This is a genomic window from Microbacterium fluvii, assembly GCF_025515205.1.
GTDB lineage: Bacteria > Actinomycetota > Actinomycetes > Actinomycetales > Microbacteriaceae > Microbacterium > Microbacterium fluvii.
The window spans coordinates 903633-928805 of sequence record NZ_JAOPFX010000001.1 but is presented as its reverse complement, the minus strand read 5'-3'; the positions used below and the strand labels follow the sequence as shown (position 1 = coordinate 928805).

Annotated in this window: 25 protein-coding genes; 14 read left to right on the top strand and 11 right to left on the bottom strand. The window is 70.4% G+C overall.

Features of this window, described 5'->3' with window-relative positions; genetic code table 11:
• Positions 1–20 precede the first annotated feature (20 nt).
• A complete protein-coding gene (serC, locus tag OAW74_RS04185) occupies positions 21–1139 on the top strand; it encodes a phosphoserine transaminase (RefSeq protein ID WP_262873073.1) in 1119 nt (372 codons plus the stop codon).
• On the opposite strand, the gene OAW74_RS04180 is transcribed toward serC, so the two are convergent.
• Positions 1112–1747, bottom strand: coding sequence for a TetR/AcrR family transcriptional regulator (locus OAW74_RS04180; protein ID WP_262873072.1), 636 nt, complete (start codon positions 1745–1747; stop codon positions 1112–1114). The genes serC and OAW74_RS04180 overlap by 28 nt on opposite strands.
• Before the next feature lie 100 nt (positions 1748–1847).
• On the opposite strand from OAW74_RS04180, the gene OAW74_RS04175 reads away from it, so the two are divergent.
• From OAW74_RS04175 to OAW74_RS04150, 6 genes are all read left to right on the top strand, one after another.
• Entirely contained in the window at positions 1848–3512 is a 1665-nt protein-coding gene (locus tag OAW74_RS04175) for an ABC transporter substrate-binding protein (RefSeq protein WP_262873071.1), read from the top strand.
• Between the two features lie 78 nt (positions 3513–3590).
• Positions 3591–4442, top strand: coding sequence for an ABC transporter ATP-binding protein (locus OAW74_RS04170; RefSeq protein ID WP_262873070.1), 852 nt, complete (start codon positions 3591–3593; stop codon positions 4440–4442).
• Entirely contained in the window at positions 4439–5236 is a 798-nt protein-coding gene (locus OAW74_RS04165) for an ABC transporter ATP-binding protein (RefSeq protein ID WP_262873069.1), read from the top strand. The genes OAW74_RS04170 and OAW74_RS04165 overlap by 4 nt, the downstream gene beginning before the upstream one ends.
• Entirely contained in the window at positions 5233–6216 is a 984-nt protein-coding gene (locus OAW74_RS04160) for an ABC transporter permease (RefSeq protein WP_262873068.1), read from the top strand. Before OAW74_RS04165 ends, OAW74_RS04160 begins: the two co-directional genes overlap by 4 nt.
• 1 nt (position 6217) lies before the next feature.
• On the top strand, positions 6218–7237 hold the full coding sequence (locus tag OAW74_RS04155; RefSeq protein ID WP_262873067.1) for an ABC transporter permease: 1020 nt from the start codon (positions 6218–6220) through the stop codon (positions 7235–7237).
• Positions 7234–9474 (top strand): exo-beta-d-1,3/1,6-glucosidase, encoded by a 2241-nt coding sequence (locus OAW74_RS04150; protein ID WP_262873066.1) that lies wholly within the window; start codon positions 7234–7236, stop codon positions 9472–9474. Before OAW74_RS04155 ends, OAW74_RS04150 begins: the two co-directional genes overlap by 4 nt.
• Positions 9475–9476: 2 nt before the next feature.
• On the opposite strand, the gene OAW74_RS04145 is transcribed toward OAW74_RS04150, so the two are convergent.
• Both OAW74_RS04145 and OAW74_RS04140 read right to left on the bottom strand, forming a co-directional pair.
• A complete protein-coding gene (locus OAW74_RS04145; protein WP_262873065.1) occupies positions 9477–10079 on the bottom strand; it encodes a DUF3027 domain-containing protein in 603 nt (200 codons plus the stop codon).
• Positions 10063–10446, bottom strand: coding sequence for a cold-shock protein (locus tag OAW74_RS04140; RefSeq protein WP_262873064.1), 384 nt, complete (start codon positions 10444–10446; stop codon positions 10063–10065). Before OAW74_RS04140 ends, OAW74_RS04145 begins: the two co-directional genes overlap by 17 nt.
• Before the next feature lie 123 nt (positions 10447–10569).
• Between OAW74_RS04140 and OAW74_RS04135 the strand changes: the two genes are divergently transcribed.
• From OAW74_RS04135 to OAW74_RS04125, 3 genes are read left to right on the top strand one after another with little or no spacing between them, the layout of a single operon-like run.
• Complete coding sequence (locus OAW74_RS04135) at positions 10570–10836, top strand: multidrug ABC transporter ATPase (RefSeq protein ID WP_262873063.1); 267 nt, start codon at positions 10570–10572, stop codon at positions 10834–10836.
• The gene (locus OAW74_RS04130; protein WP_262873062.1) at positions 10837–12546 is read left to right on the top strand and encodes a helicase-associated domain-containing protein; all 1710 of its coding nucleotides are present in this window, start codon (positions 10837–10839) and stop codon (positions 12544–12546) included.
• Positions 12547–12586: 40 nt separating this feature from the next.
• Positions 12587–14227 carry a DNA repair helicase XPB gene (locus OAW74_RS04125; protein ID WP_262873061.1) on the top strand — a complete coding sequence of 547 codons (1641 nt, stop codon included), beginning with the start codon at positions 12587–12589 and terminating at the stop codon, positions 14225–14227.
• Here the strand turns inward: OAW74_RS04125 and OAW74_RS04120 are convergent.
• The gene (locus OAW74_RS04120; protein ID WP_262873060.1) at positions 14191–15225 is read right to left on the bottom strand and encodes a CPBP family intramembrane glutamic endopeptidase; all 1035 of its coding nucleotides are present in this window, start codon (positions 15223–15225) and stop codon (positions 14191–14193) included. The genes OAW74_RS04125 and OAW74_RS04120 overlap by 37 nt on opposite strands.
• Positions 15226–15277: 52 nt before the next feature.
• A complete protein-coding gene (gene folP, locus OAW74_RS04115; RefSeq protein ID WP_262873059.1) occupies positions 15278–16156 on the bottom strand; it encodes a dihydropteroate synthase in 879 nt (292 codons plus the stop codon).
• Positions 16157–16248: 92 nt separating this feature from the next.
• On the opposite strand from folP, the gene OAW74_RS04110 reads away from it, so the two are divergent.
• The 4 genes from OAW74_RS04110 (at position 16249) to OAW74_RS04095 (ending at position 19964) form a co-directional block, all read left to right on the top strand.
• Positions 16249–16941: a response regulator transcription factor gene (locus OAW74_RS04110; protein WP_262873058.1), complete on the top strand. Its 693-nt coding sequence runs from the start codon at positions 16249–16251 to the stop codon at positions 16939–16941.
• Between the two features lie 138 nt (positions 16942–17079).
• Positions 17080–18672, top strand: a complete 1593-nt coding sequence (locus OAW74_RS04105) for a sensor histidine kinase (RefSeq protein ID WP_262873915.1) — start codon at positions 17080–17082, stop codon at positions 18670–18672.
• A gap of 109 nt (positions 18673–18781) precedes the next feature.
• On the top strand, positions 18782–19069 hold the full coding sequence (locus OAW74_RS04100) for a WXG100 family type VII secretion target (protein ID WP_262873057.1): 288 nt from the start codon (positions 18782–18784) through the stop codon (positions 19067–19069).
• A 112-nt stretch (positions 19070–19181) separates the two neighbouring features.
• Entirely contained in the window at positions 19182–19964 is a 783-nt protein-coding gene (locus OAW74_RS04095) for a CAP domain-containing protein (protein ID WP_262873056.1), read from the top strand.
• A gap of 146 nt (positions 19965–20110) precedes the next feature.
• On the opposite strand, the gene groL is transcribed toward OAW74_RS04095, so the two are convergent.
• The 6 genes from groL to OAW74_RS04065 form a co-directional block, all read right to left on the bottom strand.
• The gene (groL, locus tag OAW74_RS04090; protein ID WP_262873055.1) at positions 20111–21730 is read right to left on the bottom strand and encodes a chaperonin GroEL; all 1620 of its coding nucleotides are present in this window, start codon (positions 21728–21730) and stop codon (positions 20111–20113) included.
• Positions 21731–21842: 112 nt separating this feature from the next.
• A complete protein-coding gene (locus OAW74_RS04085; protein WP_262873054.1) occupies positions 21843–22907 on the bottom strand; it encodes a DUF3048 domain-containing protein in 1065 nt (354 codons plus the stop codon).
• A 29-nt stretch (positions 22908–22936) separates the two neighbouring features.
• A complete protein-coding gene (locus OAW74_RS04080) occupies positions 22937–23137 on the bottom strand; it encodes a cold-shock protein (RefSeq protein ID WP_262873053.1) in 201 nt (66 codons plus the stop codon).
• A 136-nt stretch (positions 23138–23273) separates the two neighbouring features.
• Positions 23274–23855: a LytR C-terminal domain-containing protein gene (locus tag OAW74_RS04075; RefSeq protein ID WP_262873052.1), complete on the bottom strand. Its 582-nt coding sequence runs from the start codon at positions 23853–23855 to the stop codon at positions 23274–23276.
• A 37-nt stretch (positions 23856–23892) separates the two neighbouring features.
• Positions 23893–24138, bottom strand: a complete 246-nt coding sequence (locus OAW74_RS04070; protein ID WP_262873051.1) for a DUF3263 domain-containing protein — start codon at positions 24136–24138, stop codon at positions 23893–23895.
• 9 nt (positions 24139–24147) lie between these two features.
• Positions 24148–25149, bottom strand: coding sequence for a DUF2332 domain-containing protein (locus OAW74_RS04065; protein ID WP_262873050.1), 1002 nt, complete (start codon positions 25147–25149; stop codon positions 24148–24150).
• Between the last annotated feature and the right edge of the window lie 24 nt (positions 25150–25173).

Here is a 25173-nt window from a genome sequence, read left to right as displayed (position 1 = left end):
GGCGTCCCTAGAATCGTGCTATGGCCCACGTCGCACTCCCCCGTGAAATCCTGCCCGCCGACGGTCGCTTCGGCTGCGGCCCCTCGAAGGTGCGTGCCGAGCAGCTCGCAGAGCTGGCGGGGCCGGGTGCGGCGCTGCTGGGCACGTCTCACCGGCAGGCCCCAGTGAAGAACCTCGTCGGGCAGGTGCGCATCCAGCTCAGCGACCTGTTCCGCGCTCCCGCCGGCTACGAGGTCATCGTCGGCAACGGCGGATCGACGGCGTTCTGGGATGCCGCGGCGTTCGGTCTCATCGAGAAGCGCAGCCAGCACCTCGTGTTCGGCGAGTTCGGCGGCAAGTTCGCCAAGGCGGCGAAGACCCCCTGGCTCGAGGCCCCCGATGTGCGTGAGGTGCCGGCCGGCACCAGCACCGTCGCCGAGGCCGTGGAGGGCGTCGACGTGTACGCCTGGCCGCACAACGAGACCTCGACCGGTGTCGCGACCCAGATCACACGGGTCGACGGCGACGAGGGCGCTCTCACCGTCATCGACGCGACCAGCGCCGCAGGCGGCATCGACTTCTCGATCCGCAACGCCGACGTCTACTACTTCGCGCCGCAGAAGAACTTCGGCTCCGACGGCGGGCTGTGGTTCGCCCTGGTCTCGCCTGCGGCGATCGAGCGGATCGAGCGCATCGCCGCATCCGGTCGCTACATCCCCGAGTTCCTGAGCCTCAAGCAGGCCCTCGACAACTCGCGGCTGAACCAGACGCTGAACACCCCGGCCCTGTCGACGCTGTTCCTACTCGACAAGCAGTTGGAGTGGATGACCGCCTCTGGCGGTCTGCAGTGGGCGGATGCCCGCACCCGTGAGTCGTCCGCGGCGCTCTACGAGTGGGCCGAGGCCTCGTCGTTCGCGACACCGTTCGTGGCCGACCCCGCCGACCGCTCCCAGGTGGTCGTGACCATCGACTTCGACGAGTCGGTCGATGCGGCCGCGGTCGCGGCGAGCCTGCGCTCCAACGGCATCGTCGACACCGAGCCCTACCGCAAGCTCGGCCGCAACCAACTGCGCGTCGCGACGTTCGTCTCGATCGAGCCCGACGACGTGCGTCAGCTGATCAAGTGCATCGACTACACGGTTGAGAACCTGAACGGCTGACCCAGCACCGCCGACACGATCGCCGAGATCGCGAACTCGGTCGATTCGGCGAGCGCGACGCCGTCGGGCTCGAGCAGCCACTGCACCTGCAGGCCGTCCATGACGGCGAGGATGCCGGCGGCCGCGGCCGCGACGGTGTCGGGCTCGTCGATGCCCGCCTGGTCGCACATGACGCCGAACGCGTGCTCGATCTCGCCTCGGAGGGTCTCATAGCGCCCGCGGAAGAACTCGCGCGCCGGATGCTCGTCGGTCACCGATTCGGCGGAGAGCACGACGAACGACTGCACGATGCCTGCGCGCTCCTCGTTGGCGAAGGCCGTGCGCACGAGGTGGCGGAACAGGTCGGCGCCGTCGGGGATGTGCCTGCCCTCCAGGGCCTCGACGTCGGTCTCGTCGCGGTAGGCGAGCACTTCGAGCAGCAGCTGATCCTTGGAGCCGAAGTGATGCAGGATCCCGGCGTGGGTCATGCCCACCTGTTCGGCGATGTCGACGAGCGTCCCGCCCGTGTATCCCTTCGCCCCGAACACCTCTGCGGCGGCCTTGACGATCTCCCGGCGACGCGCGATGGTCTCCGGCCGCGACTTCGGCTGGTGCCGTTGCATGCTCATGATCAGAGTGTACTTGCAACACTTACTTACTTGATTGTAAGTTGGCGCCACCACCCAGATCCGCGACGTCGTCGTCCGGATCCACCGAGAAGGAGAAGCAATGAGGCTCACGTCCTCACTGGTCGCCGTCGGCCTGGCCGCGGCGCTGGTGCTCACCGGCTGCTCATCCAGCAACAGCACTGAGGAATCCGCTGCACCCGAGGCAGGCGCGGCACTGACGATCGCCAAGCCCGACGGCCCGATCACCACGGAGGGCAACAACCCGTGGGTCGGCGACTCGTCGGCGCTGAAGCTCGGCTACGCGAACGCGATCTTCGAGCCGCTGGGCATCGTCAACCTGGCAGACCCCAGCGCCGACGTCGTGCCGTGGCTGGCCGAAGAGATCACGTGGTCAGACGACTACACGTCGGTGCAGCTGAAGGCCCGCGCCGGCGCCACCTGGAACGACGGCGAGGAGTTCACGGCAGACGACATCGCCTTCACGTTCCAGCTCATCAAGGACACCCCGGCCCTCGACACCAAGGCGCTGGGCATCACCGACGTCTCCGTCGACGGCGACGTGGCCACGATCGCCTTCGCCAACCCGATGTTCATCAAGCAGGACAAGGTGCTGCACACCCTGATCGTGCCCGAGCACATCTGGAAGGACGTCGACGACCCCACCACCTTCGTCAACGAAGACCCCGTGGGCACCGGCCCCTACGTGCTGTCGAAGTTCGACACGCAGGCCGTCGAGCTCACCGCGCGCGACGACTACTGGGGCGGCGAGCTGGCCGTGCCGACGCTGTACTACGTCTCGTACGCCGACAACACGGCGCTCACGACGGCGCTGGCGAACGGCGAGGCCGACTGGGCGCAGGCGTTCATCCCGAACGTGCAGTCCGCCTACATCGACAAGGACGCCGAGCACAACGTGTACTGGGCGGCCGCGGGCCTCGCGATCGACACGATGTTCGTCAACACCACCGAGAAGCCCTTCGACGACGTCGCATTCCGCACCGCCGTCAACATGGTCATCGACCGCGCCAAGCACGCCGAGATCGCCCGTGAGGGCGGCGTGCCAGAGCTCACCTCGGTGACGGGTCTGCCGACTCCCGCCGGCGACGCCTTCATCTCCGACGAGTACGCGAGCCAGTCGTACGCGGTCGACGTCGACGGCGCCAAGGCCGTGCTCGAAGAGGCCGGCTACACGTGGGACGGCGACACCCTCGTCGACCCCGACGGCGAGAAGGTGACCTTCACGCTGTCGGTGCCGCAGGGCTGGAACGACTACGTCACCGGCATCAGCCTCATCTCCGACTCGGTCAAGCAGCTCGGCGTCGAGGCGGCCGTCGACACGCCGGACGCCGACAGCTGGTGGGCGGCCAAGGGCGAGGGCGACTTCCAGGCGATCCTGCACTGGACCGACGGCGGTGCGACGCCGTACGACCTGTACAGCGACCAGATGGACGGCCGGTTCCTCACGCCGCTCGGCGAGGCGGCGGACTTCAACTTCGGCCGCTTCGACAGCCCCGAGGCGACCGAGGCCCTGGCCACCTACGCCAGCACGACCGACGACGCCGTGCGCGCCGAGGCCCTGGCGACGGTGCAGAAGATCTTCGTCGACGAGGTGCCCGCGATGCCGATCGGCACCCGCCCCTCGATCGCGGAGTACAACACCCGCAACTACGTCGGCTGGCCCGGCGAGGACGACCCGTACGTTCCCGCCGACCCGACGCAGCCGACGGCGGTGTACATCCTGACGAAGCTGCAGCCCGCGGGCTGATCCACCCCCTGCGGTTCCGGGCCGGGGCTTCCACCCCGGCCCGGAATCCCACCCGCCCTCCCCCGGAATACTGTGCACATGACCGACGACGTTCTGCTGACGATCTCCGACTTCAGCGTCACCTACGACGTGGATCCCCCCGTCCACGCCGTGCGCGAGGTCTCACTCGACCTCCGCCGCGGCGAGATCCTGGGCCTGGCCGGCGAGTCCGGCTGCGGCAAGACGACCCTCGCCTACGGCGTGCAGCGGCTGCTCAAGCCGCCGGCCGTCATCACCGGCGGCGAGGTGGTCTTCCACGACGCCGACGGCACCCGCATCCGCGTGGGCGAATTGACGGATGCCGGCATCCGCCGCTTCCGCTGGGCGAAGGCCTCGATGGTCTTCCAGGGGGCAATGAACGCCCTCAACCCCGTCATCACGGTGGGCCGCCAGCTCGACGACGTGTTCACCACCCACCGCCCCGGCATGAGTGCGAAGGCGCGCAGGCAGGAATGCGGCGACCTGCTCGAGATCGTCGGGGTCGGCCGCGACCGGCTGCGCTCGTTCCCCCACGAGCTCTCCGGGGGCATGCGCCAGCGCGTCATGATCGCGATGGCCCTGGCCCTGCGGCCGCAGCTGATGATCATGGACGAACCGACGACCGCCCTCGACGTGCTCGTGCAGCGCGAGATCCTGCGGCAGATCTCCGATCTGCGCCACGAGTTCGGCTTCTCGGTGGTGTTCATCACGCACGACCTGCCGCTGCTGCTGGAGATCTCCGACCGCATCGCCGTGATGCGCGAGGGGCGCATCGTCGAGCTCGACACCGCCGAGAACCTCTACCGCCACCCCCGGCACGACTACACCCGCACGCTGCTCGGCTCGTTCCCGAGCCTCACCGGCGAGCGCGGCGGGTTCGTGCGCGCCGCCGGCGAGGAGGCCGCGCGATGACCACACTCGAATTCCGGCACGTCACCAAGCGCTACCGCGTGCGGGGCGCAGGCACCATGCTCGCCCTCGACGACGTGTCGTTCGCCCTGACCCCCGGCCGCACGATCGCCCTGGTCGGTCAGAGCGGCAGCGGCAAGTCGACGATCGCCAAGATCATCACGCAGCTCGAGCGCGCCACCTCCGGCGAGGTGCTGCTCGACGGCGCGCCGATCCCCCGCTCTGGCCGCGCGCTGCGGCGGTACCGCCAGCAGGTGCGCATGGTCTTCCAAGACCCGTTCGCGTCGCTGAACCCGTACCACACGATCCGTCACCACCTCGAGCGGCCGCTGCGGCTCGACCGCGTCGTGCCGCCGGCCGAGGTCGAGGGCGAAGTGCGCCGGCTGCTCGAGCGCGTGCGGCTCGACGTCGATGCCACGATCGACCGGCGCCCGCACGAGCTGAGCGGCGGACAGCGGCAGCGCGTCGCGATCGCCAGGGCCCTGGCATCCCGCCCGTCCCTCCTCATCGCCGACGAGCCCGTCTCGATGCTCGACGTGTCGATCCGCCTGGGCGTGCTGAATCTGCTCGCCGACCTGCAGCGCGAGAGCGACCTGGGCGTGCTCTACATCACCCACGACCTGGCCACCGCCCGCCACTTCAGCGACGAGATCATGGTGCTCCACCACGGCCGGGTCGTCGAGACGGGACCCGCAGACGACGTGATCCTCAACCCGCAGGACCCCTACACCCGCGCCCTGCGCGACGCCTCGCCCGACCCCGATCGGCATTTCGCCACGGAACGGGGTGCCCGATGAGATTCGTCTCGCGCCGCATCCTGTTCTATGCGTTCACCGCGTGGGCGGCCATCACCATCAACTTCTTCCTGCCGCGCATGATGAAGGGCGACCCGGTCTCGGCCTATCTCGCCAAGAACCAGGGCAAGGTCAGCCCGGAGGCGGCCGACGCATTGCGCACCCTCTTCGGGCTCGACACCGACAAGAGCCTGCTGCAGCAATACCTCGACTACTGGGGGCTGCTCATCAGCGGCAACCTCGGCCGCTCGTTCTCGCACGGTCTGGCACCGGTCACCGACGTCATCGCCTCGGCGCTGCCGTGGACGGTGGGGCTCGTGGGCATCGCGACGATCATCTCCTTCGTGCTGGGCACCGCAGCCGGGGCGATCATCGGGTGGCGGCGAGGCCGCGGATCCGACGCCCTCATCCCGATCGCGAGCTTCTTCTCGACGGTGCCCTACTTCTGGATGGGCCTGATCGCCATCGCGGTCTTCTCGACGGCGCTCGGCTGGTTCCCCTCGTCGCACGCCTACTCCAAGGGCGCCGACCCTGGTTGGACCCTCGAATTCATCGGCGACGTGATCTACCACGGCACCCTGCCCGCCCTCACGATCGTCGTCGCGTCGCTCGGCGGATGGATGCTGGGCATGCGCAACATGATGATCACGGTGCTCGACGAGGACTACATCACCGTCGCGCAGGCCAAGGGCCTGTCGCCGCAGCGGGTCGTCACCACCTACGCGTCGCGCAACGCCATGCTCCCGCAGCTGTCGAGCTTCGCGCTCTCGCTCGGGTTCATCGTCGGCGGCACGCTCGTGATGGAGCTCGTCTTCTCGTACCCGGGCGTCGGCAAGCTGCTGCTGGACGCCACGACGGCCAAGGACTACCCGCTCATGCAGGGGCTGTTCCTCGTGATCACCCTCGCGGTGCTCGTGGCCAACATCCTCGCCGACATCGCCTACGCGATCCTCGACCCGCGCGCGCGGCAGCTGGAGGCCTGACATGACGATCCCCACCACCACGGCCCTCGAAGCGGCCGAGCCCGAGACCTTCCGGCCCCCGGTGCGCTCGTGGCGGCGCCTCGGGGCCTCGTTCGCGATGTTCCGCAACCCCAAGTCGGTCACCGGCCTGGCGATCCTCGGGTTCTTCGTGATCGTCGCGATCTTCCAAGACCTGATCGCCCCCTACGGCCCGCTCGAGAAGGACTACACGGCGCTCAAGCAGCCGCCCTCCTGGCAGCACCTGCTGGGCACGACCCACATGGGCGAAGACGTCTTCAGCCAGCTCGTCTACGGCACCCGCGGGGTGCTCGTGGTCGGGTTCCTCGCCGGCATCATCGCGACCGTCATCGCGATCGCCGTCGGGGTGACCGCCGGCATGATCTCGGGGTGGCGCAGCGAGTCGCTGTCGGCGCTGACGAACGTGTTCCTCGTGCTCCCAGGACTGCCGCTGATGATCATCATCGCCTCGCAGTACGACGACCCGAGCCTGTTCCTGATCGCGGCGGTGCTCGCCATCACCGGCTGGGCGTGGGGCGCGCGCGTGCTGCGCGCCCAGACCATGTCGCTGCGCAGCCGCGACTTCGTGCAGGCCGCCCGCGCGAACGGCGAGCCGCTGCACCGCATCATCACGGTCGAGATGCTGCCGAACCTCATGGCGATCATCGCCTCGAGCTTCGTGGGCACCGTGACCGCCGCCGTCCTGGGGCTCACGACCCTCGCCTTCATCGGGGTGATCCCCATCACCAACCTCAATTGGGGCACGATCCTGTTCTGGGCGCAGCAGAACGGCGCGTTCCCCGACTACTGGTGGTGGTACATCCCGGCGGGCCTGTGCATCGCGCTGCTGGGCACCGCGCTGTCTCTCATCAACTTCGGCATCGACGAGTACGTCAATCCGCGCCTGCGCTCGGCCGGCGAGCGCGCCAGGGCCCTCCGCAAGAAGGGCATCGCCGTCACCAGCGGCGTGACCGCCGTCCGCCGACCCACCTCCTCCCCCGCATCACCTGGAGCAGATTCGTGACCCTCGCCGTCGACACCCCCTACCTCGACACCGCACTGCCCGTCGTTGACCGCGTCGCCGACCTGCTCGGACGCATGACCGTCGAAGAGAAGGTGGGGCAGATGCTGCAGCTCGACGCGCGCGACGACGTCGAGCAGCAGGTGGTTCACCAGCACGTCGGCTCGATCCTGCACGCCTCCCCCGCCCGCCTCGCGCTCGCGCACGAGCTGGTCGCCCGCACCCGTCTGCGCATCCCGCTTCTCGTGGCAGAGGACTGCATCCACGGGCACTCGTTCTTCGAGGGCGCCACCATCTTTCCGACCCAGCTCGGCATGGCCGCCTCGTGGGATGCCGAGCTGCTCGAGCGGGTGGCGCGCGTGACGGCCGTCGAGGTCGCCGCCACCGGCATCCACTGGACTTTCTCTCCCGTGCTGTGCATCGCGCGCGACCTCCGCTGGGGCCGGGTCGACGAGACCTTCGGCGAAGACCCCTTCCTCATCGGCGAGCTGGCCTCGGCGATGGTGCGCGGCTACCAGGGCGATGGTCTGGCCGACCCCACCGCGATCCTGGCCACCGCCAAGCACTTCGCCGGCTACTCCGAGACGCAGGGCGGGCGCGACGCGAGCGAGGCCGATATCTCCCCTCGAAAGCTGCGCTCATGGTTCCTGCCGCCGTTCGAGCGGGTCACGAAAGAGGGCTGCCGCACCTTCATGCTCGGCTACCAGACGACTGACGGCGTGCCGATCACCGTCAATGAGTGGCTGCTGAACGACGTGCTCCGAGGCGAGTGGGGCTACACCGGCACCCTCATCACCGACTGGGACAACGTGGGTCGCATGGTGTGGGAGCAGCGGGTGCAGCCCGACTACGCCCACGCGTCGGCGGCGGCGGTGAGGGCCGGCAACGACATGGTGATGACGACTCCCGGCTTCTATCAGGGCGCCCTCGACGCCATCGCACAGGGCCTCCTCGCCGAGAGCGACCTCGACCGCGCGGTCGCCCGCATCCTGACCCTCAAGTTCGAACTCGGCCTGTTCGAAGACCCCCGACTGCCCGACCACGCCCGCATCGGCGAGGTCGTCGCGAGCGCCCAGCACACGGCGCTCAACCTCGAGGCCGCTCGGCGCTCGCTCGTGCTGCTGCGCAACGACGGCACGCTGCCGCTCTGCCCCGGCACGCGGCGCATCGCGGTCGTCGGCCCGCTCGCCGACGACGCGCAGACCCAGCTGGGCGACTGGGCGGGCTCGTCGGGGCAGGCCGACTGGCTGCCGAACGGGCACCCGCGCGAGATGATCACGACGGTGCTCGACGGGCTGCGCGCGCAGGCTCCGGACGGCTGTGTCATCGAGCACGCCGTCGGCGCCGGCATCCTGACCCTGGCCGAAGACCCCGCGGGGGCGTTCTTCCCCGACGGGCAGCCCCGCCCGCAGGTGGTCGTGCCCACCCCGCCCGACGAGGCCCTCATCGCCGAGGCCGTCGCGGCCGCCGAGCGGGCCGACGTCGTCGTCGCCGTCGTCGGCGATCGGGTCGAGCTGGTCGGCGAGGGCAGATCCACGGCGACCCTCGACCTGATCGGCGGCCAGATCGCGCTGCTCGACGCGCTCGTGGCCACCGGCACGCCTGTCGTCGTGGTGCTGCTGGCGTCCAAGCCCCTCGTGCTGCCGCCGTCGGCGGCACGTGCCGCCGCGCTGGTGTGGGCGGCGAACCCCGGCATGCAGGGCGGCCGCGCGATCGCCGAGCTGCTGCGGGGCGTCATCGAGCCCACCGGTCGCCTGCCGATCTCGTTCGCCCGTCACGTCGGCCAGCAGCCGACGTACTACAACCAGATCCGCGGGCAGCACGGCGACCGCTACGCCGACCTCACCCAGAGCCCGGCGCACGTGTTCGGCGAGGGGCTGTCGTACACGACGGTCGAGTACTCCGACCTCCGCATCGTCGACGAGCACCCCGACACCGAGGTGCGCGCCGTCGTGACTGTGCGCAACACCGGCTCACGGCCCGCCCGCGAGGTCGTGCAGGTCTATGTGCGCGACCAGGTCGCCTCGGTGAGCTGGGCAGACAGAGAGCTCAAGGCGTACCGCACCGTCGACCTCGCCCCCGGCGCCGAGGCGACCGTGGAGCTCACCCTGCCGGTGGCCGACTGCACGATCGTGGATGCGGCCGGTCGCCGCATCGTCGAGCCAGGCGCGTTCGATCTGCTGGTCGGCCCGTCGTCGCGTGACGACGACCTGCTGAGCGCGACCTTCACGGTGCGCTGACCTCAGTCGTCGGAGTCGTCGCCCTCGTCGTCGGCGTCCTCGTCGTCCGAGTCGTCGTCGTCTTCGGCGTCCTCGTCGTCCGAGTCGTCGTCGAGTTCGTCGATGTCGACGCCGTCGAGGTCTCCGGCGTGCAGGATGGGCGATCCGTCCTCGTCGAAGTCCGCGGCGTCCAGGTCTTCGACGTCGTCGTCATCGTCGAGGTCGTCGCCGTCTTCGACGTCGTCGAGATCGTCATCGGCGCCGTCTTCGCCCTCGGCCGCTTCGGCGAGCGCCGCCTGCGTCGCCTGGTACTCGGCCAGTCGCACCGCCCACGGCACCCAATCGGGCGCCAGCAGCGCGCCGTCGCCCGGCAGCAGCTCGACCTCGAGCACCGTGGGCTCGGCACCTTCCACGCGCGCGAGCGAGACCGTCCAGTACCAGCCGGGGTAGCCGCCCAGGCGATTCTCGAAGCGCAGCGACACGACGCCCTCGTCTTCGAGCCGGTAGCCCGCGGCGGGGCCGATCGTGCGCTCCGGGGTGATCTCGCGCAGCGCGGCGAGCGCGAGATCGTGCGCCTCGATCAGCGCCGGATCGGGCGTGGCCTCGGGCTCAGGCGTCGAGGTCATCGGCCACCTTGCGCAGAATGGCGGCGACCTTCTTGGCCTGCGCACCCTTGGGGTAGTTGCCGTGACGCAGATCGCCGCCGATGCCGTCGAGCAGCTTCACGACGTCTTCGATCACGATCGCCATGTCGTCGGCCTTCATGCGGTTGCGCTTGGCCATGCTCACAGGCGCGTCCAGCACCCGCACGGCGAGGGCCTGCAGCCCCTTGCGCCCGTCGGCCACCCCGAACTCCACGCGCGTGCCCTGCGTGGGGGCGGCTGCCCCCGCGGGAAGGGCGGTGGCGTGCAGGAAGACGTCCTGGCCGTCTTCTGCGGTGATGAAGCCGAACCCCTTCTCCTCGTCGTAGAACCTGACCTTGCCGGTGGGCATGGAGACCTCGCTGTGTATCGCGCCGCTCGCGGGCGGGCATGACGGAAACGGAGACACGGCGTCCCCGATCCCAGCCTACGCCACGCACCGCCGCCGGGCCCTCGGGGGGATAGGCTGGGGCGGATGAGCAACAGCACTCCCGACGGCGACGTGCCGATCCGTCGTATCGACCGCATCCTGGCTTTCATGTCGCTGGGCCTGCTGGCGCTCTCGGTGATCTGCTTCTTCGCGATCATGATCGGCTCCAGCAGCGGCGGCGACATGAAGTCCGGCATCTGGCCGGTGATCGGGATCCTCGTCTACTTCGCCCCGATCGTGGCGTTCGTGCTGCTGCTGACCGTGCTCATCATGAGCTTCGTGCGGAGGGCACGAGCGAACAAGGGCAGCTGAGTGGCCGACGAGCGGGCGCTGGCGACCGGGCTGTCCGGTCTCACCGACGACGCGCTCGCGCGCACCTTCGCCGCCCGCGCGGTGAGCCCCGGCTCCACGTGGCACGACTTCTTCGACGCGGCCGGCGGGCTGCTCGAGCCCACCTCGATCGACCGCGCCCTCACCTCGCTCCCCCGCGCGGCGCTGGTCGGCCTCGCCGCCGGGGTCGCCGCGCCCGAGCTGCCGGCCGCCCTGCTGCTCATCGATGCCGACGGCACGCCGTTCGCAGCGGTGACGGCGCGCGTCGAGGCCGCCCGCAGCGCGCACCCCGACGCCTTCGAGCATCGGCCCGTGCCGCCCGACCCCACGCCGGCGCGGGAGCAGGATGCCGCATCCGCCGCCGAACTCGCGTTCACCACGACGGGGGCGCTGGCCGACGTTCTGCTCGCCGCCGCCCACCTGCCGCTGGCGCGCACCGGCAGCGGCGCCGTATCGGCCGTCGACCGCCGCCGCCTCGTCGACGCCGGCGCGGTCGAGACTCCGGAGGAGCTCGACGACCTCGTCGAGACGGCACGCACCGCGGGACTGCTGGCGCCGACCGAGCGCGAGTGGCAGGTGACCGCCGCCGGCGAAGAATGGCTGCAGGCCTCCACCGCCCGGCGCTGGCGGATCGTCGCCGACGCCCTCGCCGCCGCGGCCCCCGACGGGGTGCGCGCCCGCGGCGGCATCCTGCCCCTCGACCACTGGCACGACGCCTACCCGCTGCGCGCGGGCTGGCGAGAGCTCTCCGAGCGCCGCGCGCGCGTCGCCGTGCGATGGGGACTCATCGCGCCGTCGGGCGCCGAGCCGGCGTGGACCGCGGCGCTGCGCACGGGGCGGCCCGACGCGGTACCCGTCGACCCGCCGCTGCCGGCCGAGATCGACCGCGTGTATCTGCAGGCCGATCTCACCGCGATCTCGCCGGGGCCGCTCGCGCCGCCGCTCGAGCTGCGGCTGCGCACGATGGCCCACCGCGAGTCACGCGCCCAGGCCTCCACCTACCGGTTCAGCGCCGACTCGCTCGGCGGCGCGCTCACCGAGGGCGAGACGGCCGCCTCGATCAGGGAGTTCCTCTCTGCCCTCTCGCTCACCGGCATCCCCCAGCCGCTGGAGTACCTCATCCAGAGCACCGCGTCGCGGCACGGCCGCGTGCGCGTGGAATGGGATGCCGCCGCCTCGCGCACCGTCGTGACCGCCGCCGACCGGGCGCTGCGCGACGCCATCGCCGTCGACCAGGCGTTGCGGCCGCTGGGCCTCGTCGCCGACGGCGAGGTCGCCCTCACGTCGCGAGTCGGGCGCGACGCGGTCTACTGGGCGCTCGCCGATTCCCGCTACCCCGTCATGGCCGTCGACTCCACCGGGGCCGCCGAATCGCTGCACCGCCGCACCGCGGCGGGCGCTGGGGCGCCGAGCCCGGACGCGGCGCAGCTGTATGCGCCGCTCATAGCCCGGCTGCGCGAGGCCGAGGGCGCCGACACCGATGGCGCATGGCTCGTGCGGGAGCTCGAGCAGGCGGTGCGCGCGCGCGCCGTGATCGAGGTCGCCGTGCGCATGCCGGACGACACCGAGCGCACCTTCACCATCGAGGCGACGGGGCTCGGCGGCGGCAGGCTCCGCGGGCGCGATCGCGCGGCCGACGTCGAGCGCACCCTGCCCGTCTCGCACATCCTGCGCGTCGCCACCGCGCCCTGACGGACCGGGCCCATCGCCGCGGCCGGTAGAATGGCCCGTTATGGCTGATGGTCCCCTCATCGTGCAGAGCGACCGCACGGTGCTGCTCGAAGTCGCGCACCCCGACGCCGAATCGGCGCGCCACGAGCTCGCCGTCTTCGCAGAACTCGAACGCGCGCCCGAGCACATCCACACCTACCGCATCACGCGCCTGGGGCTGTGGAACGCACGTGCCGCCGGGCACGACGCGCACGACATGCTCGACACCCTCGACCGCTGGTCGCGCTTCCCGGTGCCGCCGTCGGTGTCGACCGACATCCGCGAGACCGTCGGCCGGTACGGGCGCCTCGTCATCGAGCGCGACGACGAGGGCCTGCTGGTGCTGCGATCCACCGACAAGGCGGTGCTGGCCGAGGTCTCGCGCAACAAGCGCATCCAGCCGCTGCTCATCGGCCACCCCACCGCCGACACCTACGTCGTCGACGCGTGGGCGCGCGGGCACATCAAGCAGGAGCTGCTGAAGATCGGCTGGCCCGCGGAAGATCTGGCCGGCTACACGCCCGGGACGCCGCATCCGATCGATCTGGCAGAAGACGGCTGGGCGCTGCGCCCCTATCAGCGCCACGCGGTGGACACGTTCGCCGAAGGCGGCTCGGGGGTGGTGGTGCTCCCCTGCGGCGCGGGGAAGACCCTCGTGGGAGCGGGTGCCATGGCCGCGACGCGCACGACGACCCTCATCCTGGTCACCAACACCGTCAGCGCACGGCAGTGGCGCGACGAGCTGCTCAAGCGCACCTCGCTGAAGCCGGAGGAGATCGGCGAGTACTCCGGCCAGGTCAAGGAGGTCAAGCCGGTCACGATCGCGACCTACCAGATCCTCACGGCCAAGCGGCAGGGCCAGTACGCCCACCTCGCGCTACTGGACGCCCTGGACTGGGGCCTGATCGTCTACGACGAGGTGCATCTGCTCCCCGCGCCGGTCTTCAAGCTCACCGCCGACCTGCAGGCCCGCAGGCGCCTGGGGCTGACGGCGACCCTCGTGCGGGAGGACGGCCGCGAAGGCGATGTGTTCAGCCTCATCGGCCCCAAGCGCTTCGACGCACCGTGGAAGGAGATCGAGTCCCAGGGCTTCATCTCCCCCGCCGTCTGCTACGAAGTGCGCATCGACCTGCCCGATGACGACCGCCTCGAGTACGCGGCAGCCGCCGACGAGGACCGCTACCGGCTGGCGGCGACCGCACCGGCGAAGATCCCGGTGGTGCGCGACCTCGTCGCCCGCCACGCGGGCGAGCAGATCCTCGTGATCGGACAGTACCTCGACCAGATCGACACGCTCGCAGAGGCCCTGGACGCCCCGAAGATCACCGGGGCCACCCCCGTCGACGAGCGCGAGCAGCTCTACCAGGCGTTCCGCGTGGGCGAGATCTCGGTGCTCGTGGTCTCGAAGGTCGCGAACTTCTCCATCGACCTCCCGGAGGCCTCGGTCGCGATCCAGGTGTCAGGCTCGTTCGGCTCCCGGCAGGAGGAGGCTCAGCGCCTCGGGCGACTGCTGCGCCCCAAGCAGAGCGGCAACACCGCGAGCTTCTACACGCTCATCGCCCGCGACACCGTCGACCAGGACTTCGCGCAGAACCGCCAGCGGTTCCTGGCCGAGCAGGGCTACAGCTACACGATGATGGACGCCGACTCGCTCGTGGCCTGACCTGACGGCGGGATCACGAGCGTGCGCCGCGTGTGCGCGCGCCGCACGAGCAGCTCGACGATGACGGCGTAGGCGACGGTCACGACCGTCGAGAACACGAAGTCCGCCACGCCGGGCGAGCTGTCGTTGACATCGCTCATGCCCGCCAGCGACAGCAGGAACGCGAGCAGGTTGTTCACGACGTGCAGCGCGATGCCGGCCTCGAGCCCTCCCGTGCGCCACGTGAGCCAGCCGGCCACGATCGCGAACACCGCGACGCTGGTCTGCCCGAGCAGGTCGTAGGCGTGGCCGAGCACGAAGAACGGCACCGGCAGCAGGATCGCGAAGGCCGGATGCCGCAGCCAGCGCCCGATGGCCTGCTGCAGGTAGCCGCGGAAGACGTACTCCTCCGCCGTCGCCTGCAGCGGCACGAGCACGATCAGCACCGCCAGCGACCACCACAGCTGCGGGTTGTCCTCGGGCATGAGCACCGCACCGCCGGCCGACGGGTCGGCGGGGATCAGCAGCGACACGGCCGTCGAGACGACGAACACGAGCAGCGCGACGCCCGCGCACAGCAGCATCCACCTCCACCGCAGGCGCCCGACGACCGACGAGATGAGGCCCAGCCGCCGTCCGTTGATCAGCAGCGACGCGAGCACGTAGGCCGGCAGCATGAGCACGATCGAGCCCAGCATCACCGCCAGCATCGCGGGGTCGGCGAAGTCGAACTCGAGCGAGTCCGTCATCTGCAGCACCCACTGCGCGACGTCGGGGTTGAGGAGCATCGCCACGACCGCGGCCACGACGATCATCACCAGGAACGCGAAGTAGAACGCGATGCCGACGGCGCCGGTGACCAGCGGAGTCCACCAGCCCGAACGCCGCCGCGCGAACACGAGCCGGTGGAAGGCGAGCCCGGGGTCGGCGGCATCGGCGGGGAGCGCGCGCGGCGCGGGCCGCGGGGCCGCAACGGCGACGGGCGGCAGGGCGGAGGGCAACGAGAGGGGCGTCGTCATCCCTCCATGATCGTGGACGACGGATGCTGCCGCACGCGGCGCGCGGCAGGGTTCAGCTGTTGCCCTCCGGCCGCATGTTGTGCTCGAGACGCGCAGGTTGCCGCCACCCGATGATCGCCTCGATCATCCGCAGCGCGTCGACGGTCTCGCGCACGTGGTGCGCACGCACGATGCGCGCGCCGTGGGTGACGCACCAGACCGCCGCGGCGAGCGAGCCGGCGAGCCGCTCGCCGCGGTCGCGGCCGAGCGTCTCGCCCACGAAATCCTTGTTCGACAGGGCCACCAGCACCGGCGGGCCCAGAGTCGTCAGCTCGTCGATCCGACGCGTGAGCTCGAGCGAGTGCCGGCTGTTCTTGTTGAGGTCATGACCGGGATCCAGCACGATGCGATCGCGCGGGATGCCGCGGGCGAGGGCGGCGTCGAGCCGCTCGGCCAGAAAGGCGCGCACCTCGGTGACGACATCGGCGTATCGGGGCTGCGGCAGCACGGTGCGCGGCGCGGCGAGGCTGTGCGCGATGACGACCGCCGCGTCGGAGTCGGCGATCACGTCGGCCAGGCGCGGATCGCGCAGGCCCGTCGTGTCGTTGATGACGACCGCCCCGGCCGCGATCGCGGCGGCGGCCACCTGCGGCTGGAACGTGTCGACGCTCACCGCCACGAGGGGCGAGAGCTCGCGCACGACGGGAACGACGCGGGCGATCTCGTCGTCGATCGGCACCGGCGGGCCTGGGGCGAACTTCACACCGCCGACGTCGACGATCGTCGCTCCCGCCTCGACGGCGGCGACGCCCGCTCGCACCGCGGCGTCGAGGGCGAAGGTGGCCCCGCGGTCGTAGAACGAGTCCGGCGTGCGGTTGACGATCGCCATGACGGCGAGCTCGCGCGACAGGTCGATGCTCCGTGCGCCCAGGCGCAGCATCCGCTCATCCATCGGTCCTCCTCGCACGGGCGCCGCCCGGCGGGCTCGCAGCCTCTCCGCACGATATCCAGCCGCCACAGGGGTTCCCTGGACATAATGGCCCTATGACCGCACCGCGCATCCTCGTCGTGGACGACGAACCCAACATCCGCGACCTCCTCATCACGAGCCTGAAGTTCGCGGGCTACCAGGTCAGGGCCGTCTCCAACGGGGCCCAGACGATCTCGGCGGTGCTCGAGGAAGAACCCGACCTCATCGTGCTCGACGTCATGCTGCCCGACATGAACGGCTTCAGCGTCACGAAGCGTCTGCGGGGGGCCGGGTACACCGCGCCGATCCTGTTCCTGACTGCCAAGGACGACACCGAAGACAAGATCACGGGCCTGAACGCCGGCGGCGACGACTACGTCACCAAGCCCTTCTCGCTCGACGAGATCGTGGCGCGCATCCAGGCGATCCTGCGGCGCACGATGCAGGCCGACGAGGAGTCGATCATCCGCGCCGGCGAGCTGACGATGGATCAGGACACCCACGACGTGCTCGTCGGCGACGCCTCGATCGACCTCAGCCCCACCGAGTTCAAGCTGCTGCGCTACCTGATGCTCAACCCGAATCGGGTGCTGAGCAAGGCGCAGATCCTCGACCACGTCTGGGAGTACGACTTCAACGGCGACGCCGGCATCGTCGAGAGCTACATCTCGTACCTGCGCCGCAAGATCGATCCGCACTCCACCGAACCCCTCATCCAGACCAAGCGAGGCTTCGGCTACATGCTCAAGGCCGGCAAGACCGCCTGAGTCGTGTCTGTCGGCGCCCACGTAGGCAAGAGCGACGCCGTCACCCGGTGGTGGCGCGGCATCAGCCTGCGCGCGAAGGTCACCGGCGTCACCGTCACGCTGCTCGCGGTCGGAGTGCTCGCCGCCGGCTTCGGCACGATGGCGTTCCTGCGCAACACGCAGATCTCGACGCTCGACGCGCAGCTGATGCAGACGGCCCGCACCGACGTGGCCAGCTCGCTGTTCCAGTTCGCCGTGGAAGACGGCGAACTCGTCCTCGAGCCGATCGATTCGGCGGGCATCGACTATTTCGTCGCCGTGTACGGCCCGACCGGTCAGCGCATCGCGACCGGAGGAGGCGACGGCACCGAGGATCCCCCGATCTTCCCGGCGTCCTTCCCGCTGACGCTGGCGGTGGCGCAGGGGGTCGAGCCGTTCACGATCCCCTCCAGCACCGGCGGCGCGCCGTTCCACGCGAGTGTCTCGACGCAGGAGCTCCAGGGCACCAACGTCGCCTACACGCAGCTCATCGCGATGCCCACCTCGCAGGTGAATCGGCTCGTCGGCACCTACATCGGCATCTATCTCGTGCTGGCCGTCATCATCATCGTCGCGGGGGCGCTGCTGACGCGGTGGCTGGTCACCCTCACCTTCCGCAGTCTCGGCCAGGTCGAGGCCACCGCCATGTCGATCGCCGCGGGCGACTTCGGCCAGCGCATGACCGACATCGAGCCGCGCACCGAGGTCGGAAGGCTCAAGGCGGCCATCAACACGATGCTCGGCAGGGTCGATGCCGCGATCTCGCAGCGCGATGCGACGGTGCAGCAGATGCGGCGGTTCATCGGCGACGCGAGCCACGAGCTGCGCACGCCGCTGGTCACCGTGCGCGGCTATGCCGAGCTGTACCGCATGGGGGCCATCGACACCGACGAAGACGTCGCCCAGGCGATGGAGCGCATCGAGAAGGAGGCCGTGCGGATGGGCCTGCTGGTCGAAGACCTGCTGGCACTCGCGCGTCTCGACGAGCGCCGCGACGTGGCCTTCGTCTCGATCGACCTGCGCCCCCTCGCCCGCGACGCGGCGCTCGACGTGCGCGCCGCCTCGCCCGGGCGCACCGTCACCGTCATCGACACGACGGCGCAGCTGCCCGCCGCCCCCGCCGTCGAGCGCACCGCCACCCCCTCGGCCCCCGCGCCGCGGCGGCGCCCCGCGCCCATCGCCCGCGCCGGAGAGGCGCTGTCGCTGCTGCGACGTCGCCGGCCGACCGACGACACGGCACCGCTGACGACGGCGCCCGCACCACGGGCGCCCATGACCGAGCCCATCGTGCTGGGAGATGAGAACCGCATCCGCCAGGTCATCGCCAATCTGCTCGGCAACGCACGGCGCTTCACGGCCGAGACCTCGCCGATCGAGCTGCGCATCGGCGTCGACTCCGAAGCCGGCGCCGGCTGGATCGAGGTGGTCGACCACGGCGAGGGGGTGCCCGACCAGATCAAGGAGAAGATCTTCCAGCGGTTCTGGCGCGCCGACACCTCGCGGGCGCGCGAGACCGGCGGCACGGGACTCGGCCTGTCGATCGTCGCCTCGGTCGTCGAGGCGCTGCACGGCTCGGTCGCGGTGCTCGACACCCCTGGCGGGGGCGCGACGTTCCGCGTATCGATCCCGCTGGATCAGACCAGGGATGCCGCGGAGCACCTCTCGATCCAGACGCAGCCGCTGTGGCGCCCGCAGCCGCCCGCGGAGAGCTGACTCCTCCCCCGCTCGCCGGGGCGCCGACAGCCTCCACAGATCGACGGGCGACCCGCAGCGGCACTCCTCTGCGCCGTTAGCGTGGGGCCTTCGAACGAGGAGGTCTTCGATGAGCGCATACTCCGTCGACAGCGACGCCGTCTTGACCGCGACCGCCGCGATGCGCGGCACGATCGCGCGGGTGCAGAGCGAGAACCAGGCGATGCTCGCCCAGCTGACGCAGCTGCAGTCCAGCTGGACCGGCGGTGCCTCCGCCGCGTTCCAGGGGGTCGTCGACCAATGGCGTGCGGCGCAGCATCAGGTCGATGACGCGATCCTCGCCGTGAGTGCGGCACTGGGCGCGGCGGGCCGTCAGTACGCCGACGCGGAGCTGGCATCGGCGAGCCTGTTCCGGTGAGATTCCGGTGAGATTCCGCCGCTCGACCAGGGCGATCGGCGCACTGCTGGCTACCGTGAAACAGGCCCGCTCTCCCCCGGCGGGCACTTTCCCGCATCCCCCTGGAGTATTCGTGCGCCCATTTTCCCTGCCCCGCCGCACCCTGGCCGGCCTCGCCGTCGCCACGGCGCTGGTCGTCGGCACCGCCGCCTCCCCCGCGTCGGCCGCCGTCGTCACCGCACCGACGGCCGTCGTCGCCGCCGCATCGACCACCACCCCCGAACAGCAGGTGGTCGCCCTCATCAACAAGCAGCGCGCCAAGGCGGGTCTTCCCGCGTTGAAGTCGTACGGCGCCATCACCTCCGCCGCCGAGAGCTGGGCGAAGCACCTCAAGACGAAGAAGATCTTCGCGCACAGCAGCTCCGCGTGGCGCAGTGCCAAGATCGGCGCCTCCGGGTGGAAGTCGTCGGGCGAGAACCTCGCTGCCGGCCAGACGAGCGCCGCCGCGGCCGTGTCGGCCTGGATGAAGTCCAGCGGCCACAAGGCGAACATCCTCGGCAAGAGCTACAAGGGCGTCGGCGTCGGCTACGTCAAGGGCGGCCCCTACGGCCACTACTGGGTCGTCATCTTCGGCGTCGCCAAGCCCGCGATCAAGAAAGGCAGCACGCCCAAGGTCTCGGGCACCGCGACGACCGGAGCGAAGGTCACCACCAAGAGCACCGGCTGGCCCTCCGGCACGAAGCTGAAGTGGCAGTGGTACCGAGAGGGCACCGCGATCTCGGGCGCGACTTCGACCTCGTACACCGTGAAGTCCGCCGACGCGGGCAAGCGCCTGCGCGTGAAGGTCAAGGCGAGCAACAAGAAGTACTTCCCGGCGTCGCTGACCTCCGGGTACTCGAGATACGTCGCGATCTAGCAGCGCGAGCACGAAGAAGGGCCCCTCCGAGGAGGGGCCCTTCCGCGTCACTGCTGGACCGGGGTTTCGATACGCCGCCTGCGGCGGCTACTCAACCTTGACCCGAGCCGCATCAACGCCGCTGCGCGGCATTGACCCGTCTCGCGTCAAAAGTCCATGCCACCGGTGGGGTCGCCGGCCGGGGCCGCGACCTTCTCGGGCTTGTCGGCGACGACGGCCTCGGTCGTCAGGAACAGGCCGGCGATCGACGCGGCGTTCTGCAGCGCCGAGCGGGTCACCTTGGCGGGGTCGATGATGCCCTGGGCGAACAGGTCTCCGTACTCGCCGGTCGCGGCGTTGAGGCCGTGACCGGTGGGCAGCTCGGCGACCTTGTTGGCCACGACGCCCGGCTCCAGGCCCGCGTTCAGAGCGATCTGCTTGAGCGGAGCCTCGATCGCGACGCGCACGATGTTCGCACCGGTCGCCTCGTCACCGGTCAGCTCGAGGGCCTCGAGGGCCTTCTTGCCCGACTGGATCAGCGCGACGCCGCCGCCGGGGACGATGCCCTCTTCGACGGCCGCCTTCGCGTTGCGCACGGCGTCTTCGATGCGGTGCTTGCGCTCCTTGAGCTCGACCTCGGTGGCCGCGCCCGCCTTGATGACGGCCACGCCGCCGGCGAGCTTGGCGAGGCGCTCCTGCAGCTTCTCGCGGTCGTAGTCGCTGTCGGTGTTGTCGATCTCGCGGCGGATCTGGGTCACGCGACCCTCGATCTGCGCGGCGTCGCCCGCACCCTCGACGATGGTGGTCTCGTCCTTGGTGATGATGACCTTGCGCGCACGGCCGAGCAGGTCCAGGGTGGCGTTCTCGAGCTTGAGACCGACCTCCTCGGTGATGACCTGACCGCCGGTGAGGATCGCGATGTCCTGCAGCTGGGCCTTGCGACGGTCGCCGAAGCCGGGGGCCTTGACGGCGGCCGACTTGAAGATGCCGCGGATCTTGTTGAGCACCAGGGTCGCGAGCGCTTCGCCCTCGACGTCCTCGGCGATGATCAGCAGCTCCTTGCCGTCCTGGATCACCTTGTCGACGATCGGCAGAAGGTCCTTGATGTTGGAGATCTTCTGGTTCGCGATCAGGATGTACGGGTCTTCGAAGACCGCCTCCTGGCGCTCCGGGTCGGTGACGAAGTAGGGGTTCAGGTAGCCCTTGTCGAAGCGCATACCCTCGGTGAGCTCGAGCTCGGTGCCGAAGGTGTTGGACTCCTCGACGGTGACCACGCCCTCCTTGCCGACCTTGTCGATCGCCTCGGCGATGAGCTCGCCGATCGAGGGGTCTGCAGCCGAGATCGACGCGGTCGCAGCGATCTGCTCCTTGGACTCGACCTCCTTGGCCGAAGCGAGCAGCTCGTCGGTGATGGCCGCGACGGCCTTCTCGATGCCCTTCTTCAGCGAGATGGGATCGGCGCCGGCCGCGACGTTGCGCAGGCCCTCGCGCACGAGCGCCTGGGCGAGCACGGTCGCGGTCGTGGTGCCGTCACCGGCGACGTCGTCGGTCTTCTTGGCGACCTCCTTGACGAGCTCCGCGCCGATCTTCTCGTACGGGTCGTCGAGTTCGATCTCCTTGGCGATCGAGACGCCGTCGTTCGTGATCGTGGGGGCGCCCCACTTCTTCTCGAGCACGACGTTGCGACCCCGCGGGCCGAGCGTCACCTTGACGGCGTCGGCCAGGGTGTTCAGGCCGCGCTCGAGGCCACGGCGGGCCTCCTCGTCGAAAGCGATGATCTTTGCCATGTGTGTGTCGTCCCTCCCGGACGTAGGCGATGTCTTAGCACTCGACAAGAGTGAGTGCTAATTCATTCTGGCACTCGCCCCTGGGGAGTGCAAGCCGCGCCGGGCGCCGTCGTCACCCGACGACTTTCACCGATCCGCTCGTCGGCACGAGCTCGATCCAGGTGTTGCCGGGGGCGAGGTGGATGTCGACCCCGCTGGCGTTGCGCAGCCGGATGGGGGCGGTCTTGCTCTTCTTCGACCAGGTGCCCTGCAGCACCTTCCCACCGGTGCACACCCATGCGTTTCCGGAGTCGATCAGCACGGTCCTGGGCACATCGCCGTACGACCAGTCGATCACCACCTCGAGCACGACGACGTTGGTGGCGCGCAGCCGTTCGCCGTTCCCGTCGAGATCCTTCACTCCGTCTTGAGTGCGCAGATACGCTGCCGACTTCTCGCTCCAGCGCCATCCACGCGAAGAGGCGTACGAGAACACCAGGTCGACGCCGTCGGCGGGCGTGCCGTAGGCGGCCGCCGATGCCGTCGAGGCGCGCAGGGCGTAGGCCAACTGCGGCTGCGGCTGCTCGAGGTCGTCGTGGGACGCCACCATCTCGGATGCGTTCAGCACGACGTTGTGCGGCGCGTACTTCGCCGTCGAGCGCACCATCAGGCCTTCGTCGCTGATGCCGTGGATGCGGTTGAGCACGGGGGTGTTCTGCATCATCGCGACGAACGCCGCGCGCCCGCCCGAATAGGCGACGATGCCGCCCAACGGGCTGATGATGTCCGGATCCATCGGGCGGATGCTGCGCACCGGGCCGACCGCGTCGGGGATGTCGGAGTGCCAGACCGCGACATAGCGGGTGAGCCCGCCCTCCACCAGCTCCTCGAAGACGAGGTCGGTGTGCTCGAGCCCCCACTGCGGCCGCGCGTCCCAGTGGTTGTCGATCTTGACGGCGATCGACGGGTGGGCCAGCGCCGTCAGTGGCTTCTGAGTGCCGCGCAGCGGCGCAGCGCCCGTCGCGACCGACGGTGTGGGCGTCGGCGTCGGCGTCGCGGACGGCGTCGCTGTGGGAGTGGGCGTCGGAGTCGGCGTCGCGGCGATCCGGGCGGTCGGTGCGCAGCCCGCCAGCACGGCGGCAGCACCCACGGTGAGGCCGGCCAGCATGCTGCGCCGGTCGATCGATCGGGGGGTCACGCCTGGAGCATACTCAGTGCGGCGTCGCCTCAGGCGACGACCCGCACGGCTTCGGCCTGCGGACCCTTCTGGCCGGTCCCGACGGTGAACTCGACCGTCTGTCCTTCTTCGAGCACGCGGAAGCCGCTCATGTCGATGTTCGAGTAGTGCACGAAGACATCCTGGCCCTCAGCGGTGATGAAGCCGTAGCCCTTCTCAGCGTTGAACCATTTGACGGTGCCCTGTGTCATGCGTATCTCCTGTGGTGCGGTGGGACAACCGTCATCGTATGCACGCCGACAACCCGCGAAACCGCGGATCGGGCAGTTGTTGACACGCGCGCACCGAAGTGTTTACCGGCCGGAAACACGCGCCCGTCCTGCCGCCTCACTCGTCGGTGACGCGGTCCAGACCCAGCACCACGGTCAGCTGCGTGGGCTGCTCTTCGCCGTCCGCCGCCGTGGTCTGCAGGTAGACGTCGCTCTGGGCGACGAGCGCGCCGCCGAGGAGCTCAGCCAGCCCCGCGGCCGCCGCTTCGTCTTCTGCGAAGGCGTAGTACACGGTCGTCTCTTCGAAGTCGTCCTGACCGGCCTCGCTGGCCAGCACCGAACCCGCGCCCTTGGCGTCCCAGCCGGCGTCTTCGATCTCGCCCTTGACCTCGGTGGCAAGCCCCTCCTGCGGGGTCGCGTTGAGCACGAGCACGTCGTAGGACGTGTCGATCACAGGGGTGACCGTCGGCTCGGGCGTGGAGGCGACGGTCGCCTCGGGCTCGGGGAACAGGTCGATGCGACCGCTGGAGACGAGAGTGCCGAAGACGCCGAGGCCGATCAGCACCACCGTCGCCGCCAGCGCCCACAGCAGCACCGCCCAGCCGTTCATACGGGGGTTCTCAGCGCGGTGGGCTCCGATGCGACCGGCATCCTCGGGAAGGTCGTCGAAGCGATCCCGGGGGTACGTCGATTTCGCCACCCGACGATGCTACCGGGCGAACCTGTCGATCCCCCGCTCAGCCCAGCGCGCTGCGCTGCACTCTGGCGTCGCGGCGCGCATCGCGCAGGCGCCGCAGTCGCCCCACCAGCATGGGGTCGTGCGCCTGCGCCTCCACCGTGTCGATGAGACGCCCGAGCAGCTGGTAGTACCGGGCGGGCGACAGGCCGAGGTCGGAGCGGATCGCCTCTTCTTTCGCCCCCGCGTGACGCGACCACTCCGCCTCGAAGGCGAGGATGTCGCGGTCGCGGTCGGTCAGTGGCACCCCTCCACGCTAACCCCGCGCGGACGGCGCGCCCGGGAGCCACTCCACGGATGCGCCGAGCGGGTCGACGCGCGCGAGCACCCGCCGGTCGAGCCCCAGCACGAACGCGTCGTCCGGCACCCCGTCGGCACCGCGCCAGTCGTCGTGCAGCGCGATCGGATCGATCGTGATCCAGGTGGCGTCGAGGTCGTCGAGCGCCGCTTCCAGGCGTTCGCGGCCCGCCCGCGGAACATGCGGAAGCACTCCGGGCGTGGTGATCACAAGGCGCGCGTCCTCAGGCGCCGCGTGCGCCACCGCCGCCAGCACGGCGGGGTCGGTGGCGTCGCCGGCCACGAGCACCGGCGGGTCGGCGGCCACGACGTCGAGCGCCGCGCCGATGCGGGCTTCGCGGCCTTCTTCCCCCGGCCACACCAGCGACGTGAGGAACCGCCGGTCGTCGGAGTCTGCGGCATCGAGGGGCTGCAGATCGATGCCGGCGCGCCACACGATCTGCGGCATCCGCGGCGCGGGCATCGGCCCAGAGACGTCGCACGCCAGGCGCACCCGCGACGGGCCGTCGGCGGGATCGACCGCGACGGTCGCCTCGCCGGCGCGGTAGGCGTAGGAGTAGCGGTCGGGGTAGAGGCAGAGGCCGGCACTGGCGCCCAGCTCGATGAGCGCGATCGGCCCGTCGATCGCGCCGAGCGCGGGCAGCAGCGCGGCGCAGCGCGCCGGCTCATTGGTCTGCAGCGCGCGCCGGGCGCACTCCTCGACGACCAGGTCGGCGTGGTCGGCGAGCCACGCGGCCCAGTGGGCATACCCGCGCTCGGGGGCTCCCAGCATCCGCGTCACGGCGAACACGAGCGGCGGCTGGCGGCGTGCCGCGGGGATGCGGGCGAGCACGGCCACGGCGGCGGGGTCGCCGATCAGCCCACGCGCCCACTCGGCGTAGAGCGCCGACCGCCCCGGCGCCTCGACCTCGGCGAAGCGCCGGTAGCGGGCGACGACGGCGGCGACGGCATCGGGGTCCATCCCCCCATTCTCGTGGCGAACACC

Bases quoted from the DNA above. Each gene is read 5' to 3' on its own strand.
- OAW74_RS04125 (WP_262873061.1), top strand. From the start codon at position 12,587: ATGGCTGATGGTCCCCTCATCGTGCAGAGCGACCGCACGGTGCTGCTC.
- OAW74_RS04180 (WP_262873072.1), bottom strand. From the start codon at position 1,747: ATGAGCATGCAACGGCACCAGCCGAAGTCGCGGCCGGAGACCATCGCG.
- OAW74_RS04175 (WP_262873071.1), top strand. From the start codon at position 1,848: ATGAGGCTCACGTCCTCACTGGTCGCCGTCGGCCTGGCCGCGGCGCTG.
- OAW74_RS04105 (WP_262873915.1), top strand. From the start codon at position 17,080: ATGGCGTTCCTGCGCAACACGCAGATCTCGACGCTCGACGCGCAGCTG.
- OAW74_RS04080 (WP_262873053.1), bottom strand. From the start codon at position 23,137: ATGACACAGGGCACCGTCAAATGGTTCAACGCTGAGAAGGGCTACGGC.
- folP (WP_262873059.1), bottom strand. From the start codon at position 16,156: ATGGATGAGCGGATGCTGCGCCTGGGCGCACGGAGCATCGACCTGTCG.
- OAW74_RS04165 (WP_262873069.1), top strand. From the start codon at position 4,439: ATGACCACACTCGAATTCCGGCACGTCACCAAGCGCTACCGCGTGCGG.
- OAW74_RS04065 (WP_262873050.1), bottom strand. From the start codon at position 25,149: ATGGACCCCGATGCCGTCGCCGCCGTCGTCGCCCGCTACCGGCGCTTC.
- OAW74_RS04140 (WP_262873064.1), bottom strand. From the start codon at position 10,446: ATGCCCACCGGCAAGGTCAGGTTCTACGACGAGGAGAAGGGGTTCGGC.
- groL (WP_262873055.1), bottom strand. From the start codon at position 21,730: ATGGCAAAGATCATCGCTTTCGACGAGGAGGCCCGCCGTGGCCTCGAG.
- OAW74_RS04135 (WP_262873063.1), top strand. From the start codon at position 10,570: ATGAGCAACAGCACTCCCGACGGCGACGTGCCGATCCGTCGTATCGAC.
- OAW74_RS04110 (WP_262873058.1), top strand. From the start codon at position 16,249: ATGACCGCACCGCGCATCCTCGTCGTGGACGACGAACCCAACATCCGC.
- OAW74_RS04100 (WP_262873057.1), top strand. From the start codon at position 18,782: ATGAGCGCATACTCCGTCGACAGCGACGCCGTCTTGACCGCGACCGCC.
- serC (WP_262873073.1), top strand. From the start codon at position 21: ATGGCCCACGTCGCACTCCCCCGTGAAATCCTGCCCGCCGACGGTCGC.
- OAW74_RS04160 (WP_262873068.1), top strand. From the start codon at position 5,233: ATGAGATTCGTCTCGCGCCGCATCCTGTTCTATGCGTTCACCGCGTGG.
- OAW74_RS04120 (WP_262873060.1), bottom strand. From the start codon at position 15,225: ATGACGACGCCCCTCTCGTTGCCCTCCGCCCTGCCGCCCGTCGCCGTT.
- OAW74_RS04155 (WP_262873067.1), top strand. From the start codon at position 6,218: ATGACGATCCCCACCACCACGGCCCTCGAAGCGGCCGAGCCCGAGACC.
- OAW74_RS04170 (WP_262873070.1), top strand. From the start codon at position 3,591: ATGACCGACGACGTTCTGCTGACGATCTCCGACTTCAGCGTCACCTAC.
- OAW74_RS04145 (WP_262873065.1), bottom strand. From the start codon at position 10,079: ATGACCTCGACGCCTGAGCCCGAGGCCACGCCCGATCCGGCGCTGATC.